At 64.8% G+C, this 15893-nt stretch carries 15 protein-coding genes and 1 riboswitch; of the genes, 13 read left to right on the top strand and 2 right to left on the bottom strand.

Features of this window, described 5'->3' with window-relative positions; all coding sequences use genetic code 11:
- The first annotated feature begins 46 nt into the window (after positions 1-46).
- The 3 genes from IHE39_RS29980 to IHE39_RS29970 all read left to right on the top strand — a co-directional run bounded on the left by IHE39_RS29980 (position 47) and on the right by IHE39_RS29970 (position 2333).
- The gene (locus IHE39_RS29980) at positions 47-919 is read left to right on the top strand and encodes a DUF1684 domain-containing protein (protein ID WP_184770739.1); all 873 of its coding nucleotides are present in this window, start codon (positions 47-49) and stop codon (positions 917-919) included.
- 318 nt (positions 920-1237) lie between these two features.
- The gene (locus IHE39_RS29975; RefSeq protein WP_184770737.1) at positions 1238-1540 is read left to right on the top strand and encodes an XRE family transcriptional regulator; all 303 of its coding nucleotides are present in this window, start codon (positions 1238-1240) and stop codon (positions 1538-1540) included.
- Between the two features lie 64 nt (positions 1541-1604).
- Entirely contained in the window at positions 1605-2333 is a 729-nt protein-coding gene (locus tag IHE39_RS29970; RefSeq protein ID WP_184770735.1) for an esterase/lipase family protein, read from the top strand.
- Between the two features lie 55 nt (positions 2334-2388).
- On the opposite strand, the gene IHE39_RS29965 is transcribed toward IHE39_RS29970, so the two are convergent.
- Positions 2389-3459, bottom strand: a complete 1071-nt coding sequence (locus IHE39_RS29965) for a glycosyltransferase family protein (RefSeq protein WP_192569107.1) — start codon at positions 3457-3459, stop codon at positions 2389-2391.
- Between the two features lie 242 nt (positions 3460-3701).
- On the opposite strand from IHE39_RS29965, the gene IHE39_RS29960 reads away from it, so the two are divergent.
- The 9 genes from IHE39_RS29960 to IHE39_RS29920 all read left to right on the top strand — a co-directional run bounded on the left by IHE39_RS29960 (position 3702) and on the right by IHE39_RS29920 (position 12684).
- Positions 3702-4127 carry a PqqD family protein gene (locus IHE39_RS29960; RefSeq protein WP_192569106.1) on the top strand — a complete coding sequence of 142 codons (426 nt, stop codon included), beginning with the start codon at positions 3702-3704 and terminating at the stop codon, positions 4125-4127.
- A gap of 46 nt (positions 4128-4173) precedes the next feature.
- On the top strand, positions 4174-5223 hold the full coding sequence (locus IHE39_RS29955; RefSeq protein WP_184770729.1) for a serine kinase: 1050 nt from the start codon (positions 4174-4176) through the stop codon (positions 5221-5223).
- Positions 5220-5981, top strand: coding sequence for a glycosyltransferase family 2 protein (locus IHE39_RS29950; protein ID WP_192569105.1), 762 nt, complete (start codon positions 5220-5222; stop codon positions 5979-5981). The genes IHE39_RS29955 and IHE39_RS29950 overlap by 4 nt, the downstream gene beginning before the upstream one ends.
- The gene (locus tag IHE39_RS29945) at positions 5978-6652 is read left to right on the top strand and encodes a glycosyltransferase family 2 protein (RefSeq protein WP_192569104.1); all 675 of its coding nucleotides are present in this window, start codon (positions 5978-5980) and stop codon (positions 6650-6652) included. Before IHE39_RS29950 ends, IHE39_RS29945 begins: the two co-directional genes overlap by 4 nt.
- Positions 6652-8133, top strand: coding sequence for a nucleotidyltransferase family protein (locus IHE39_RS29940; RefSeq protein ID WP_192569103.1), 1482 nt, complete (start codon positions 6652-6654; stop codon positions 8131-8133). Before IHE39_RS29945 ends, IHE39_RS29940 begins: the two co-directional genes overlap by 1 nt.
- Positions 8134-8247: 114 nt before the next feature.
- Positions 8248-8438: riboswitch (cobalamin riboswitch) on the top strand.
- Between the two features lie 271 nt (positions 8439-8709).
- A complete protein-coding gene (locus tag IHE39_RS29935; protein WP_192569102.1) occupies positions 8710-9759 on the top strand; it encodes an ABC transporter substrate-binding protein in 1050 nt (349 codons plus the stop codon).
- Between the two features lie 62 nt (positions 9760-9821).
- A complete protein-coding gene (locus IHE39_RS29930; protein WP_192569101.1) occupies positions 9822-10925 on the top strand; it encodes a FecCD family ABC transporter permease in 1104 nt (367 codons plus the stop codon).
- Positions 10922-11695, top strand: a complete 774-nt coding sequence (locus IHE39_RS29925; protein ID WP_192569100.1) for an ABC transporter ATP-binding protein — start codon at positions 10922-10924, stop codon at positions 11693-11695. The genes IHE39_RS29930 and IHE39_RS29925 overlap by 4 nt, the downstream gene beginning before the upstream one ends.
- Positions 11695-12684, top strand: coding sequence for an LLM class flavin-dependent oxidoreductase (locus tag IHE39_RS29920; RefSeq protein WP_192569099.1), 990 nt, complete (start codon positions 11695-11697; stop codon positions 12682-12684). The genes IHE39_RS29925 and IHE39_RS29920 overlap by 1 nt, the downstream gene beginning before the upstream one ends.
- 7 nt (positions 12685-12691) lie before the next feature.
- Here the strand turns inward: IHE39_RS29920 and IHE39_RS29915 are convergent, their stop codons facing one another.
- Positions 12692-13936 (bottom strand): TCR/Tet family MFS transporter, encoded by a 1245-nt coding sequence (locus IHE39_RS29915; protein WP_192569098.1) that lies wholly within the window; start codon positions 13934-13936, stop codon positions 12692-12694.
- A gap of 381 nt (positions 13937-14317) precedes the next feature.
- Here IHE39_RS29915 and IHE39_RS29910 point away from each other — a divergent pair, with 381 nt between their 5' ends.
- Positions 14318-15766 carry an aldehyde dehydrogenase family protein gene (locus IHE39_RS29910; protein ID WP_192569097.1) on the top strand — a complete coding sequence of 483 codons (1449 nt, stop codon included), beginning with the start codon at positions 14318-14320 and terminating at the stop codon, positions 15764-15766.
- Positions 15767-15893: the final 127 nt, after the last annotated feature.

Below are 15893 nucleotides of genomic sequence, written 5' to 3'. Positions count from 1 at the left end.
CCCGATGCGCAAGCAGACAGCTGAATTCTTCGAAAGGGAGACGAACATGCCCACAAGAGAACATTTGGAAGGCCAGTGGCGTGAATGGCGCTACGCCCATGTCGCCAAGATGTTCCGGCCCTATGGCTGGACCTCGCTGGTGGCCCAGTACTGGCTCGAAGCGAACGACAAGGACGTCGGTTTCGACCTGCTCCCCGGCACCTGGTCGGTTGACGACGGTCGGGTCATGTTCACGCCGCCGGCGTCGGGACCGAACCTTTCGGTCAATGGCAAGTACCCGACCGAAACAGTCGAGATCATTCCGGGCCGCAACCAGACCTATGGCCATGGCCAGAGCGAGCCGGTCTATTTCGGCGTCAACGAGGTCGAAGCGATCCTGCGCAGCAAAAATGACGGCAAGTCGCTGTACGGTGTGCGGGTGCGCGATCCCAGGGTGGCGACATCGGTGGAAGAAGCTGGCGTCAGCGCCTTCGACTACGATCCCGCTTGGCGTATTGCAGGCGTCTATACGCCGACCGCGCTTACCGAATACGAGGCGGAAACGGTGGAAGCCGGCGTGCGTGAATCGACGCCGCGCATCGGCACCTTCACCTTCGAGCATCACGGCAAGAGCTACAGCATCGAGCTGATCGGCAAGGACACGGCAACAGGCGTGCAGCCGGTGGCCCATGTCCGCGACAAGACCAGCGGCCCCGTCACCTATGGTGCTGGCCGCGTCATCGAACTGCAGTTCACCGACGCCAGCAACAGCCGCATCGACTGGATCGATTTCAACTATGCCGTGGCGCTGCCATGCGCCTTCACCAACTTCGTCACCTGTCCACTGGTGCCGCGCGAGAACCAGCTCGACTTCGAGGTGCTCGCCGGCGAAAAACGCCCGGCGCGGGACGTGGTCAGGACCATGACCTACAAGGCCTGAACAAGCGGCGCGGCGTGAGACGGTTCACCACGCGCTGCCGGTGGCCGGCAGCCTAGAAGCAATTCCAGGAAAAGTGCGTAGCGGTTTTCCCTGAGAATTGCGCAAAAACAAGAAGATAGAGAGATTCCGCGTTTCGAAGAAAAGCGGAATCTCCAGCATCCTGTCGGCTAGGGTCGGCGGAATGCTGCCTCGGGCAAGGCGTGCGCCCTCGACGACGGGTCAGGGCGTCGCGTGCTCGCTTTCTTCGGCTGCTGCCTGGTGGGGTGACAGGCGGCCCGTCATTTGCCATCACTGGTGTTTGGCCAGGAGGCGCAAGCGATGATGACGGGAGCGATGTGTAAGGCGGCGCGGGCGCTGGTGGAGATCAGCCGGCAAAGACTTGCCGTGGCTTCCAGCGTCGACGAAGCTGATATCGAGGCCTTCGAGCGCAAGATCAGCATTCCCGACGATGATGCGCGCGGTGCCCTGCAGGCGGCGCTGGAGCGCTACGGTGCCGTCTTCATCCCTGAAGATGGTGGCAACGGCGCGGGCGTGCGGCTGAAGTTCAGCCGGTCGGTGACCAAAAGACTGTCGATGCTGGAAGGAGAGGGCGGGCCCGCGGCCAGCGACGACGTTCCCTGAAGAGGCTTGCTTGCCTTGCGACGTCGTCCTTGAGGCCGCCAGGCAATCCGGATTAGCTTTGCTCATGCGCCTGTTGTCCGCCCTGCTGCTATCGGTGATTTCGTCGACTGCTCTGGCGCAGGACTGCGTCGTTCTGCTGCACGGGCTGGCGCGCTCCGACGCGTCGTTCCTGCTGATGGAGGAAACGCTTACCAGGGGCTACTACACTGTGGTCAATGACAGCTATCCTTCGGTAGACGCGCCGATCGGCCAGCTGATTGCTCATGTCGGGGCGTCGGCGGCAAAGTGCGGCGCGGCATCAAGGGTCGACTTCGTCACCCATTCGATGGGCGGCATCCTGCTCAGGGCCTGGCTGCGCGACAACCGGCCGGCAAATCTCGGCCGCGTCGTCATGCTCGCTCCGCCCAATCACGGCTCGGAAGTCGTCGACACACTGGGCGACCTCAAACTGTTCGAAATGCTCAACGGCCCCGCCGGCATGCAGCTCGGTACCGGTCCCGACAGCGTTCCGAACCAGCTGGGTGCTGCGGATTTCGAACTCGGCATCATCGCCGGCGATCGCACGGCCAACCCGATCCTGTCGACCATGTTCGACGGCCCCAATGACGGCAAGGTCTCGGTGGAGAGCACCAGGCTCGAAGGCATGGCCGACCATATCGTCTTGCCGACGACCCACACCTTCATGATGAACAACCCGCTGGTCATCGCCCAGACGCTGAACTTCCTGCGCGACGGGCGGTTCGATCACCAGCTGACATGGGGTGAGCTGTTGCGGCGGCGCCTTGGCAACTGAGCAGGCAACCTTCAGCCTGCTTGTCGATCCATGGCTGAAACCGAAATCGCCGATCTCACGCCTTTCGATAATCGTCGATGAGCAGGCGCTCGAACTCCAGGCCGCGCTGCCAGTTGTTGAGGCGGCGATAAACGGCGTCGCCATAGTCCTCCGGCAGGTCGACCTGCCCGTCCGTCTCGACCAGCACACAGGCGCGCAGCCGCTTGCGATGCTCGTATACCTTGGCAAGGGTGATGGCGCGAACATGCGCGCGCGGCACATTCCGTGCCTGCATTTCGGCGACGCCGTCGCGGACCGCTTCTTCCGTGGGCTCCACCGTCAGCCAGGTCTCGGGGGTGCCGAAAACATGGCGGCCACCGACGGAGGGCGTGGAGACGACAGGCAGCCCGGCAAGCAGATATTCGATGCTGGCATACATCGCACCTTCCTCCGCCGAGAGGCACAGACCTGTCGCACTGGCCGCCATGACCGTGTTGATCGCCTGCCAGCCGAGCTTTTCGATGCGGTGCGCGTCGTGCGGATTGAGAAAATGGTGCGCCGGCATCAGGCGCTTCAATTCGTCGAGCAGCTCGGCGGTCTTTTGCCGTCCGGTCAGCCTCGACTCATAGAAGACATGGGCAGCACGGGGCACCAGCCGGGCCAGATGCCGGCGCTTCCACGGGGTCATCATGGCGTTGTAGAACGCGTCATAGACCGGCTCGACATCGGGCTCGGGCTTGAAGATCGCTTCGTCGGCCAGCGCGTTGTGGCTGCAAAACAGCGCGTTCAAGCCGTTTTCGCGAAACAGCGCGACTTCCTCGCGTTCATTGCACATGAAGACGAAGCGATGTTCGGGATAGCGGCGGCGATAGAGACGCTCAGCGGCCAGCGTCCGCAATACCTGCCTTTCTTTGCGCATGGCCCAGGTGAACCAGACAAGAAACAGGGCAGGGTGCCCGGCGAGGCGCGGGCCAAGATAGTTGGCAACGCCGAGCGGCGCGTGGTTGAGCATCGACGAGCAGAATACCGGGCAGGACCCATCGTCCAGCCGGCCCGCTGCCATCCGCAGCTCGGCGCCGGCCCTCAGGGCGGCGTCAGGCGCAAAGCCTGGCCCCGCGCGGACATGGGTCCGATAAGCCAGCCTCAATCTGTTCTTCAGTCGCATGTCGCCCGCAAGCCGCCCATCCACTGATCACCTATGGCATGGACCTACCGCGGGGTGAAGGGCGTGGAATGCGGCAGCGAATTACCATCAAAAACAATCTGGGCGCGAGTTTTGTGTTTTGAATTACAACCATATAGACAGCGCCCCCCGAGGCGGTTATTGGCTATATCAGTGTGTGCTTGATAAGCGGTTTTCTTCGGAAGTAACCTAGGGGTAGGGTAGGCGTGGGGTATTCAACAATTTACGCGGTTGCAAACAGCGACATCGTCTATGAGACTTTCGATGGCGACGCGGTCGTGCTCGACCTCGCCAGCGGCAGGTATTTCGGGTTCTCCGACAGCGGCAGCTGCGTGTGGGAAGCGCTGATCGCGCAGGTTCCGCCGGCAAGCCTTGTCGGTCGGCCCTGCGGCGACGGGCTGCTTTCTGCAGCCGACCTTGACGCCTTCATAGCCAGGCTGACCGAATACGGGCTGCTCTTGCCGGCGACGGATGCCGTATCCACTGCATTGTCGCCTGATTTGGCGCAGCGTCTGGCCGCAGCCCGCGAAGCGCTCAAGATCGACATGCACGACGAACTCGCCGACCTGGTCATGGTCGATCCGATCCACGATGTCGACGAGCCCGCCGGCTGGCCGGCAGTGAAGCAGTAGCGCCGGTTTCCGGCGTCTCGATCCCACTTGCCGCCTTCAGGTGCCGATGCGACGTGTAACCCTTGACGGTCTTGCCGACTATGCGCGCGCGCTTTTTGCCGCGTGCGAGGCAAATGCCGATGCCTTCCCTGGGAAAAGCCGGGTCGAGCTGCCTGGCCTTGCGATCGAGGTGTTTTCCGATCACGGCGAACTGGCGACTGCGCTTGCCCATGGCATGGCGTCTTCGACGGTTGCGAACCTGGCGACGCCCGCCCGGGTCTTCCTTGCCCATCCCGGCATCGGCTCGATCCCGCCGCCGGCGCAGTGGGGCGAGGCGCTGTTTCATCCGAACATGTTTGCCGAGCGGCTCGAGGCCGTGGGCCTGCGCGGCCACTATTTCCACGATCTCAGCTACTGGCAGTTCTACGATGTCGAAAGACGGCTGGGCGTCCAGCTCATGCTGTCCGCCGACGGCTGCCCGCCATGGGAGTTCGGTGCACCGCTGCGCTGCTTCCTGCATTGGGAATATGCCGCGCGCGGCATGCGACTGACGCATGCGGGAACGCTTGGCAAGGGCGGCAAGGGCGTGCTGCTGGCCGGGGCGGGCGGCGCCGGCAAGTCGGGCACCGTTGCCTCGGGCCTGCTTGCCGGGCTCGACAGTGTCGGCGACGACTATGTGGTTGTCGAATTCGACGGCGACCGTTCACTGGCGCGTCCGCTGTTCACGACGCTGAAGCAGGATCAGGCGGGTTTCGACCGGCTCGGGCTTGCCCGGTTGCTGCCCGATCCGGGGCCGCTCAACTGGCAAGGCAAACACCAGTTCCGGGTGCAGGATATCTGCCCGCGCGGTGTCGCCGACCAGCTCGACATCGTTGCGCTGCTGGTGCCCAGGATTTCGGGTGCGCCGCTAAGCGCGATCACGCCTCTGGCGCGCAAGGACGCGCTGATGGCGCTGGCACCGTCGGGCATCGCGCAGATGCCGGGCGAACGCGAAAGCGGGTTTCGTTTCTTTGGCGAACTGACGCGTCGTTTGCCGTGCTACAATCTGGCATTGGGCACGCGCGGCGAAGAGATCGCGGAGACGATCGCTGCGTTTCTGGACAGGGGCAGACCATGAAGCTGGGCATCGTGCTGCCCGTCTACAATCGCGAGACCTATGTCGGCTCGGCGTTGCGCTCGGTGTTGCGCCAGCGCGAGGCAGCCGAGTTCGACATCATCGTCATCGATGACGGCTCGGTCGACGGCACGGCCGAAGTCGTACGCTCATTCATTGCCGACGGTGCGCCGATCCGCCTGTTTTCGCAGGCCAATACAGGCGTCACCAGGGCGCGCAACGCCGGCCTGCGTCGGCTTTTAGACGACACGGAATTCGTCTCCTTCATCGATTCCGACGACATCTCGCCGGTCGGGCGCTTCGCCGCCGACCTGGCCCATTTCAGGTCCGACCCGGGGCTCGAGCTGACCTATTCCTACATGCGCATGGTCGACCAGATCGACGACGAGACGCTGGAGCCGGTGGCGGGATGCGACGACCGCATCTTTCGCGGCGTGCATCTGTCGGCCGGCATCTACCGGCGCGGCCTGATCAAGCGGATCGGCGATTTCGACGAGGAGCTGGCGCAGTCCGAAGACACCGACTTCCTGTTTCGCATCTTCGAGCAGCGGGCCCGGTTCGTCTTTCCCGACACCATCGCGCTCTATTACCGCCGCCACGAGCACAACCTGACCCGCAATCTCGCGGAGTCGCGCCGCGAATTCCTCAAGGCGATGCAGAAATCGATGCGCCGACGCAAGGCCGATCCGACGCTCGGCGACCTCCGCGGTTTCATCCAGGTGGCGCATCCAACGGGCGATGGAGCGCCGCTGCGCCCATGAGCTACAGCGTCGTCATTCCGGCCTGGAACGCCGCTCGCACCATTGCCGAGACGCTGCGCTCGGTTGCCGCGCAGAGTGTCGTGCCTGCCGAGATCATCGTCGTCGACGATGGCTCGAGCGACGAAACCGAGGCAACCGTGCTGCAGTCGGGTATTCCAGTCAGATATGTCAGGCAGGACAATGCCGGACCGGGCAGTGCTACGACACGCGGCTTCGCTTTGGCGACGGCACCCTTGATCGCCACCGTCGACGCCGACGATCTGTGGCTACCACAAAAGGTCGAGCGGCAGTTGCGCAGGCTGGACCAGGCGCCGCAGCTGGCTGCCGTGTTCACGCTGTGGCGGACCTTCAGGCATGGCCAACCCGATGATGGCACTGGCACTGCCGGGCCGGGCTGGTCGCGCACGACGATGCTGGTCCGCCGCGAGGTGGCGTTGGCGGTCGGGCCGGTGATCGATCCGCCCGGCAACCGCGGCGACATGGTCGACTGGCTCGGCCGCGCCCGCGAGGACGGCCATCAGCTCGGCATGATCGACGAGGTGCTGGCGCTGCGGCGGATCCTGCCGGGCAGCATGTCTTATGGCCGTGATCCCGCGCGCGACCGCGGTTATCTCGAAGTGGCAAGGATGGCGATGCTGCGGCGCAAGCTCAAGAATGCCGGGCAGGGCTGATGGCGCCGACGTCACGCCGCATCGGCCGGCGCTTTCCCGACTATGGCTGGGCATGGCCGACAAACGGTCTCGACCGCTTGCTCAAGGCGGTGCTGCTGCCGGACCACGAGGCTGCCCAGGCACAGGTCTTGCGGTGGCTCGACGCCAACGACATCGACGCCGTCGAGTTTCGCGAGCACCGGCTGCTTGCCGCCATCGCCGACCGCTTCGGCAAGGCGCTGGCCGGACACGCGGCCTATCCGCGCCTTGCCGGCCTGCAGAAGATGCTGTGGACCAAATCGCGGCTGGCCATGCGCGAGGCCGAGCCGGCCTTGAAGGCCATCGTTGAGGCCGGCGTGCCGATCATGCTGCTCAAGGGCGCGAGCCGCATCGCTGTCGATCCGGCGGCGCAGCGTGGCCGGGTGGCGCATGACATCGACATATTGGTGCGACCCGAGCACATGGCGGCTGCCTTCGACGTGCTGCGCCATGGCGACTGGCAGGTGTCGACGGGGGTCAGCCCGCAATATCTGAAGCCGCGGCTGGCGGCGGTGCGGTCGATGAACTTCTTCAAGGGCAGCTATGGCGACATCGACCTGCACCAGGTCGCCTATGACTGGTCGCAGGCCGACGCGGTGGATGACGCTGCTTTGTGGCAGCGGGCGTCGCCGGCCAGCTTCAGCGGTCTCGACGTGCTGGTGCCTTCGGCCGCCGACCGGGTGACGCTGGCGATCGGCCATGGCGGCCTCGACGCCCATACCCACAGCGACTGGCTGGTCGACACGGCGTCAGCGATCCGCGCCGGCAGCATCGACTGGTCCGTGCTTGGCAACATCGTTGCCCGCCGCCACCTGGCCGTGCCGGCGGCGGTGGCGCTGAGCTATCTCGAAGCCGAGATGGCGGTGCCGGTTCCATCAGAGGTGCTGGAACAGGTGGTCGGCATGGCCGACCGCACTGGGGCTTCGCGCATCGCTTCGCTGCTGCAGGCCAAGCCGCGGACCGATTTCAAGGGCCTTACCTGGCTGTCGCGCGGCGTCGCCAAGCAATTGCGCATGCGCAAGAAACGCGCCGTCCGCGAACGCGAACTGCCCGGTGTCGAGTGGCATGGCCGCCGCACCCAGGCGGTCGATGGCGTTGGGGCGGCGGCTCCGGCGCTGTCGCAGCAACTGCCGTTGCCACAGGCCGCGACAGGCGCTGCCCAGGCCGAGCTCGACATCGTGGTGCAAATGGATGTGCCGCCGGTGCGCCGTCGCATCGAGATGGAGCTCAATGGCGGCGAATGCCATTTCGCCCGGCTGCGCTATCGCAAGCTCGGCAAGTCAGGCGGCCGGCTGACATTGCGCTTTCGAGGCAAAATCCGGGTCGACCAGGCAGATGGCGCGCTGGTGCTTTCGGCACGGCCGTCGCGGCAGTTCCGCCAGTGGGAGCATGAGCAGACTGTTTCCACCTATGGCGCGGTGCCGTTCCGGATCGTTTCGGTGAGCGTGTCGCCGCTTCGCTGAGGCCGAGAACAATTCGCCGTGCCGCCAGTCCAGTCTGCTTTGCAGCATCTGCAGTTCATGCAGATGCCTTTCTGCATAGTCCCCGATGGCAACTTGACTTTACCTTGGCCAGCGATAGTTTGCCGCCGTCATGGTCTTCCATCTCCGGATGGAAGCTAAGAGGGAATCCGGTGTGAAACCGGAGCTGACCCGCAACTGTAAGCGGTGAGCCGATCGCCCCTGTGTCACTGGCATGCGTGCCGGGAAGACGGGTGATGAAGGCTACGACCCACGAGCCAGGAGACCTGCCTGACAGAGTGAGATTCCGTGGTCGGGGTGTGCCACAGGAATGCCGGTTCCAGCCCGGAAGCCTGTTTGCGGCTTTCGTCAGGTCCGCATTTCCGCATCCCCGCCATGGCAGGCAGAGGTTGGCGCGGCGATGGCGGGAAGAACGGTTTCCCCTCGATATCAAAAGCTTGAGCAGGCGAAATTTTCGTCGCCCGCTGCCGTAGCGCTGTGCCTCGACATCTTGTCCCCGGCTTTTGCCGGGCACGGCTGTGCTGCGCGTTGCGCACCCCATTCAAGCAAGGAGAGATCATGAACATCAGACATTGGGCCCTGTGGCTCGGGCTTGCCATGGCATCTGCCATCGGCCTTGCGCCGGCCGCCGCTGAAACCTTCACCGACGATGCCGGGCGTAAGGTCGAGCTCGAGCTGCCGATCAAGCGCGCGGTCATCTTCAACCGCTACGCCGTCGAGTTCGCTCGTGCCATCGGCGCCATCGACAAGGTCGTCGGCGTCGATGCGAGCACGATGCGCGACCCGACCTACTGGCCGCAATTCAAGCAAGCCGACATCGTCGGACAGGGTCAGACCCAGCCCAATTACGAGGCGATCGTGGCGCTCAAGCCCGACGTGGTGATCATCCCGCGCAATGGCGTCTACGAAGAAGCGGCACGGCAGCTCGAAGCCTTCGATATTCCGGTGCTGGTGGTCACCGCCTGGGACACGCTGCAGCACGTCGAAAACGTCACCTTGTTTGGCAAGCTGTTCGACCAGAAGGCAAAGGCCGACGCGCTGAACGCCTATTACATCAGCTATATGGATCTGCTGGCCGAGCGGCTGAAGGGCGTCGAGCGCAAACGCGTCTATCTCGAGGAAGTGCGCGACCTGGTGACGGTCACGCCCGGCTCCGGCTGGCACGACATGATCGAGGCCGGCGGCGGCATCAATGTCTTCGGCGACATCGACATCAAGAAGGAGCCATCCTCGCGCGGCAACGAAAACAGCTTCACCGTCGACCCCGAAGAGATCATCGCGCGCAAGCCTGACCTGGTGATCAAGCTGCAGCCGGGCTCCTACCAGACCATCCCCGAAGCCAAATTCACCGAGAGCTGGAAGGCGATCGTCACCCGCGAGGAGATATCAGGCACGCCGGCCGGGCAGGCGGGCAATGTCCGTCTGATCAACTACTACCTCGCCGGTGGCTCGTCCAAGGTCACAGGGGCGCTGCAGGTCGCCAAGTGGCTCTATCCCGAAAAATTCGCCGACGTCGATCCTGAGGCGGCGATGAAGGAATGGATCGAGATCTACCAGGGGCTGCCGTTCCAGGGCGGCATGACCTACCAGGGCACAGCCTCCAACTGATCGACCGGCACGCCGCTGCCCGCGAGGCGGCGGCGTGCATCCTCAATCCGGAGCCTTAGACCATGGACATCGCAAGCAGTGCCGGTTTGGCGCGCGGCCAATCCGCCGGCACTTCCAGCCGCTACCGCCGGAGCGGCTATCGCAAGGCGGCTGTTATCCTGTGCTCGCTGCTTGTGCTCCTGCTGGTGGCCGGGGCCGTCGCCATCATCGGCATCGCCGAAACGGGGCTGATGACGCTGCTCATGGTCATCCTGCAGAAGCTCACCTTCGGCTATTTCGTCGCCGAGGTCGATCCGCAGCAGGCGCGGGTGCTTGTCCATCTTCGCTTGCCGCGCGTCGTCATGGCCATGGTGGCGGGCGGTTCGCTAGCCTTCGCCGGCGTGCTGATGCAGGCAATCACCCGCAACCCGCTGGTCAGCCCCTATACGATCGGGGTGTCTTCGGCGGCCGCCTTCGGGGCCTCGATCGCCATCATGTTCGGCGTCGGCTTCAGTGCCGCGGGGCTGTATTTCGTGCCGCTGACGGCATTCCTGTTTGCGCTTGGCTGTGCCGTGCTGGTGTTTTCGATGGCCTGGCTGCGCGGTATGGGGGCGCAGACCATGGTGCTGACCGGCATCGCGCTGATGTACCTGTTTTCAGCCATGACCGCCGCGGTGCAGTTCGTCGCCACCCAGGAGCAACTGGCCCGGGTCGTGCACTGGACCTTCGGCAGCCTCAACGGCATCGGCTGGGATGCGGTTGCCGTTTCGGGCGCTGCCTTGCTGGTCGCCCTTCCGCTCGCCCAGTCCAGGGCATGGCAGTTCAACGCGCTGACCAGTGCCGGCGATGACGTCTCGCGCTCGCTCGGCATCAATGTCGCCTTGCTGCGCGGACTCGCCGTCGTGCTGTCGGTGGTGGTGTCGGCGGTGGTCATCAGCTTTACCGGGGTGATCGGCTTCGTCGGGCTGATCGGGCCGCATGTCGCCCGCCTGATGATCGGCAGCGACCATCGCTACCTCATTCCTTTCTCGGCCATCTGTGGCGCCATGCTGCTACTTCTGGCCGATACGGTCGGACGCATGGCGTTCAGCCCGACCGTCATCCCTGTCGGCATCGTCGTCGCCTTCGTTGGCGTGCCGCTGTTTTTGCACCTGATCCTGTCGCGGCGCTCGGAGTATTTTTCATGAGCGACTACCTTTCCATCGATAAGGTCAGCTTCGGCTACGGCAGCCGCAGCGTGCTGCGCGAGGTCTCCGTTGGCCTGAACAAGGGCGACATTCTCGGCCTGATCGGTCCGAACGGCGCCGGCAAGTCGACGCTGGTGCGCACCGTCCTTGGCCTCGCCACCCCGTCCTCGGGCCGGGTCCTGCTCGACGGCGCCGACATCCGCTCGATGTCGCCCAAGGATCGCGCCCGCCGCATCGCCTATGTGCCGCAATCCTCGCCGCTCAGCTTTCCGGCGACCGTCTTCGAGACCTGCCTGCTCGGGCGCACGCCGCATATGGGAGCAAGCCCGAGCCGTGGCGATCTCACTGTTGTCGAAGACATGTTGCGGCGGCTGAGGCTCGAAGATTTCGCCTTTCGTCCGATGTCGGAACTCAGCGGCGGCGAACGCCAGCGTGTGATGCTGGCGCGTGCGCTGGCGCAGGAAACCGAGGTGCTGGTGCTCGACGAGCCGACGAGCGCGCTCGACATCGGCAACCAGCTTTTCACCTTGCGGGTGGTGTCGGAAATCGCGCGCGAAAGGGGCGTCACCGCCTTGGTGGCCATTCACGACCTGTCGCTTGCCGCGCGCTTTTCCGACAGCATGCTTCTGCTCGACAAGGGGGCGGTGGTCGGACATGGCGACTGGCAAGGCACGCTGACCGAAAAGACCGTGCGCGAGGTCTACGGCGTCAATGTCGAGATCGGCCTGCTGCGCGACATTCCCGTCTTTGCCCCGCATGAGCTGACCTGATGCGCCTCGACATTGCCGGCTTCGGCGGCCGCAGCGAAAGCCATGAGCGGGTGCTTCACCTGTGCGAACAGGTCGAGCGCATCGGCTTCGACGGCATCTGGTTCAACGAGTTTCATTTCCAGGACCCGCCGCAGGCCTATCCGTCGACGCTGCTGCTGGCCTCTGCGATCCTGGAGCGGACGCAGCGCCTGCGGGTCGGGACCTCCATCGTCGTCACGCCGCTCTACCATCCGTTGCTGCTGGCCGAGCAGGTGGCGCAACTGCACTGGCAAAGCGGTGGTCGCTTCGATCTTGGCATCGGCCGGGGCACGCATCCGGCGACGCTGGCCGCACTTGGCATTGCTGCCGACAGCACCCGCGACCGTTTCGAGCAGTCCTACAGGATCATGCGCGACGCCTGGACGAATGGCACAAGGATCGAGGAGGGCGGATGCTGGCCAGCCTGTGAAGTTACTGTCGGGCCGCTTCTGGCCGGCGAGACGGTGCCGGTCTATGTCGCGGGAAGCTCGCGCGACACGCTTGGTTTCGCTGCCCGCGAGGGGCTGCCGCTGCTGCTCAGCCTCGACCCGCCGGAAGGCGGGCAGCTTGCCACTTACCGGGCAATTCTCGGCGAGGAGAGCCATGCCTGCCGTTTGCGGGCGTCGCAACTGTCGCGCTACGTCTGCATCGCCCCGACGACGGCGCAGGCGATGGCCAGGCTGGACGATCTGGTGCCGCGGCTGTTCGAGCGCCGGATGGCATCGGCCAAGGCTGCAGGACGGCCCACCGACCAGATCGTGATGCCCGACCGGCAGACGGCGATGGCGCGGCAGGTGATTGCAGGCGCGCCCGATGATTGCGTCGCGCAGCTGAAAGCCCTGGCGACCAGCACTGGCATCGAGGCTGTCCGGCTGGTCTTCAACGGCAACGGCATCGTCGAGATGCCGGCAGCCATCGCCGACATGGCGCTTTTCGGACGCGAGGTGCTGCCCGCCTTGCGGCCTGCCTGAGGATTCCTCAGGCCGCCTTTTCGGCGGCGTCGGCTCGGTCCGCCTGGCGCGCCACAACCCAGCCGAGCAGGGCTGCGCCCAACAGCACGGCTGCCGCAAGGTAGAAGGCGAGGCCGGGGTAAGGCATCGGCGTGCCGTCGCGAACCGTCCAGGCATAGACCGCGCCGAAAAACAGCGGCGAGGCGACGCCGGCGATGCTTGCCACGCTCATATTGGCACCCTGCAGCTGGCCTTGCTCGAATTCCGAAACGCGCTGGGTCATCAGCGACTGCGTCGTCGGCATGGCGAGACCCCAGAGCGCGTTGGGGATGATCGCCAGCGAAAACCAGAAGCCCGAGGGTGCGAGGCCCATGCAGGCGATGCCGAAGGCGCCGGCAAACAGCCCGAAGACCATGGTGGCGCGGTCGCCGAAACGCTTGACGACGGGGCCGACGATCAGGCCCTGGACGGTCATGTCGAGCACGCCGACCATCGCCAGAAGCGTGCCGACCTCCCAGGCATGCCAGTTGTAGCGGTAGGCGGCATAGAGCACGAACACCGCCGAAAAGACGTGATGGGCGAAATGCAGCAGGAAGGTCACCGCGGCGAGCCCGGTCAGTTCAGGGTGCGAGCGCAGCAGCATCATGGCGCCGAACGGATTGGCGCGGCGCCAGGAAAACGTCATGCGCTTTTCACGTGGCAGCGATTCCGGCAGGACGAAGGCGCCATAGAGGAAGGCGAGCCCGCTCATCGCCGCCGCCACCCAGAAGGGCGCGCGTGGCGAGATCTCGCCGAGGAAGCCGCCCATCAGCGGACCGGCGACGAAACCGGCGCTGAAGGCAGCACCGATCAGGCCGTAGGCGCGGGCGCGGCCCTCGGGCGGGGTGATGTCGGCCATGTAGGCGAAGACGGTGGTGAAGCTCGACGAGGTGATGCCGGCGACGATGCGGCCGAGCGCCAGCCACCACAGGTTCGGCGCCAGCGCCATCAGCACGTAGTCGGCGGCAAGCCCCGCCGTCGACAGCAGGATGACGGGACGGCGGCCGTAACGGTCCGACAGCGAACCGATGATCGGCGAGCAGACGAACTGCATGAAGGCCCACAACGCGATGAAGACGCCATTGATCCAGCCGGCGTCGGCATTGGAGCCGGCGAACTCCTCGATCAGCGATGGCAGCACCGGAATGATGATGCCCATGGCGACGATGTCGAGGACGGCGGTGACGAAGATGAAGGCGATTGCCGCCTGGCGCCGCGAAGCTGTAATGGACATGATGGTGGCCTCGATGGACGAGCCTTATAAAAACAAGCTGGCGCGCGATCCAGTCGTGGCGGGAATATTATCCAAACCTACTGACATGGGGCCTACTGACATCGGGCCTACTGACATTGGGCTTACTGCCATTGGGCTTACTGCCATTGGGGCAACAACGCCGAAGCGCTGAACCAAGCCTTCCCGTGCCGGGAGTGCCGGCCTACAAATGCGGTCGGATTCGAGACACGGTCGTGCCGTGCGCCGTTCTACAAGACGCCAACACCATAGCGCCGCGCCTCCTGTTGGACGGGCAAGGACGCTGTAGCAAATTTGAAACCGCGCGTGATCCTTTCCGAAAATCGCTTCCGGTTTTCGGGGTCATGCACCAGGGAGCCTGCCATGCTGCGCAAGACGGATTTCTTCATCGACGGAAAGTGGGTCGCACCAACGGTCGCGAAAGAGCTCGAAGTCATCAACCCGGCCGACGAGCAGGCCTTCGCGGTGATCTCGCTTGGTTCCGCCGCCGATGTCGACAAGGCGGTGGCGGCTGCGCAGCGCGCCTTCCCGGCATGGAGCACGACCAGCCGCGAACAGCGTGTGGCGCTGCTCGAAAAGCTGCTCGCCGCCTATAAAAGGCGGGTGCGCGACATGGCCCAGGCGATTTCCTGGGAGATGGGCGCGCCGATCAGGCTGGCGCTGGAATCGCAGGCTGCCAGCGGCTCGGGCCATATCGAGAGCTTTATCGACGTGCTGAAGGGCTTCGAGTTCGAGGAGCCGCTCAATGAGCACAACCCGCAGGAGCGCATCGTGCGCGAGCCGATCGGCGTGTGCGGGCTGATCACGCCGTGGAACTGGCCGATGAACCAGGTGGCGCTGAAGGTCGTGCCGGCGCTGGCGGCCGGCTGTACGGTGGTGCTGAAGCCGTCGGAAATCGCGCCGATGTCGTCGATCGTGTTTGCCGAGATGATGGAGGAAGCCGGCTTCCCGGCCGGTGTGTTCAACATGGTCAATGGCGATGGGCCGACCGTCGGCGAGGCGATGTCGCGCCACCGCGGCATCGACATGATGTCGTTCACCGGCTCGACGCGCGCCGGCGTCGCCGTCACCAAGGCTGCCGCCGAGACCGTCAAGCGCGTGGCGCTGGAGCTGGGCGGCAAGTCGCCCAACATCGTCTTCGACGACGCCGACCTCACCGACGCGGTGACGCGCGGGCTGGCGCATTGCTTCGAAAATACCGGCCAGTCCTGCAACGCGCCGACGCGCATGCTGGTGCAGCGCCCGGTCTACGACAAGGCGGTCGACATCGCGGCCAAGTATGCGGCCACCGTCAAGGTCGGCAACCCGGCCGAGGACGGCGACCATATCGGCCCGCTGTCGTCGGACGTGCAGTTCGACAAGGTGCAAGCCATGATCGATGCCGGCATCAAGGAAGGCGCGCGCGTCGTTGCCGGCGGGCTCGGCCGTCCTGAAGGCTTCAACCGCGGCTACTATGTGCGCCCGACGGTCTTTGCCGACGCCAATAACGACATGCGCATCGCCCGCGAGGAGATCTTCGGGCCGGTGGTGGCGATGATCCCGTTTGAAACCGAAGAAGAAGCGATCGCCATTGCCAACGACACGCCCTACGGCCTGTCGGCCTATGTGCAATCAGGCGACAAGGCCCGCGCCCAGCGCGTGGCGCGCCGGCTCCGCGCCGGCATGGTGCAGATCAACGGCACCGACCGTCCCTATGGCAGCCCCTTCGGCGGCTACAAGCAGTCGGGCCTCGGCCGCGAGGGCGGCAAGTGGGGTCTTGAGGATTTCCTCGAGGTCAAGGCGATCAGCGGCTTCGAGGAAGGGCTGGGTTAGGTGTCGAAGCTATGAAGGTTGTTCATTCGAGGAGGGACTGAGAAGCTGGGGTTGCGAAGCCAACCAACCTTCAGTGGAGCTCCTCGAATGAACGTCCATAAGAATGCGCGTCTGACGCCTTCAGGTC

The organism is Aminobacter carboxidus (genome assembly GCF_014863355.1).
In the GTDB taxonomy this organism is placed as follows: Bacteria; Pseudomonadota; Alphaproteobacteria; order Rhizobiales; family Rhizobiaceae; genus Aminobacter; species Aminobacter carboxidus.
The sequence above is the reverse complement of the archived record's forward strand: the minus strand, read 5'-3'. Positions and strand labels throughout refer to the sequence as shown.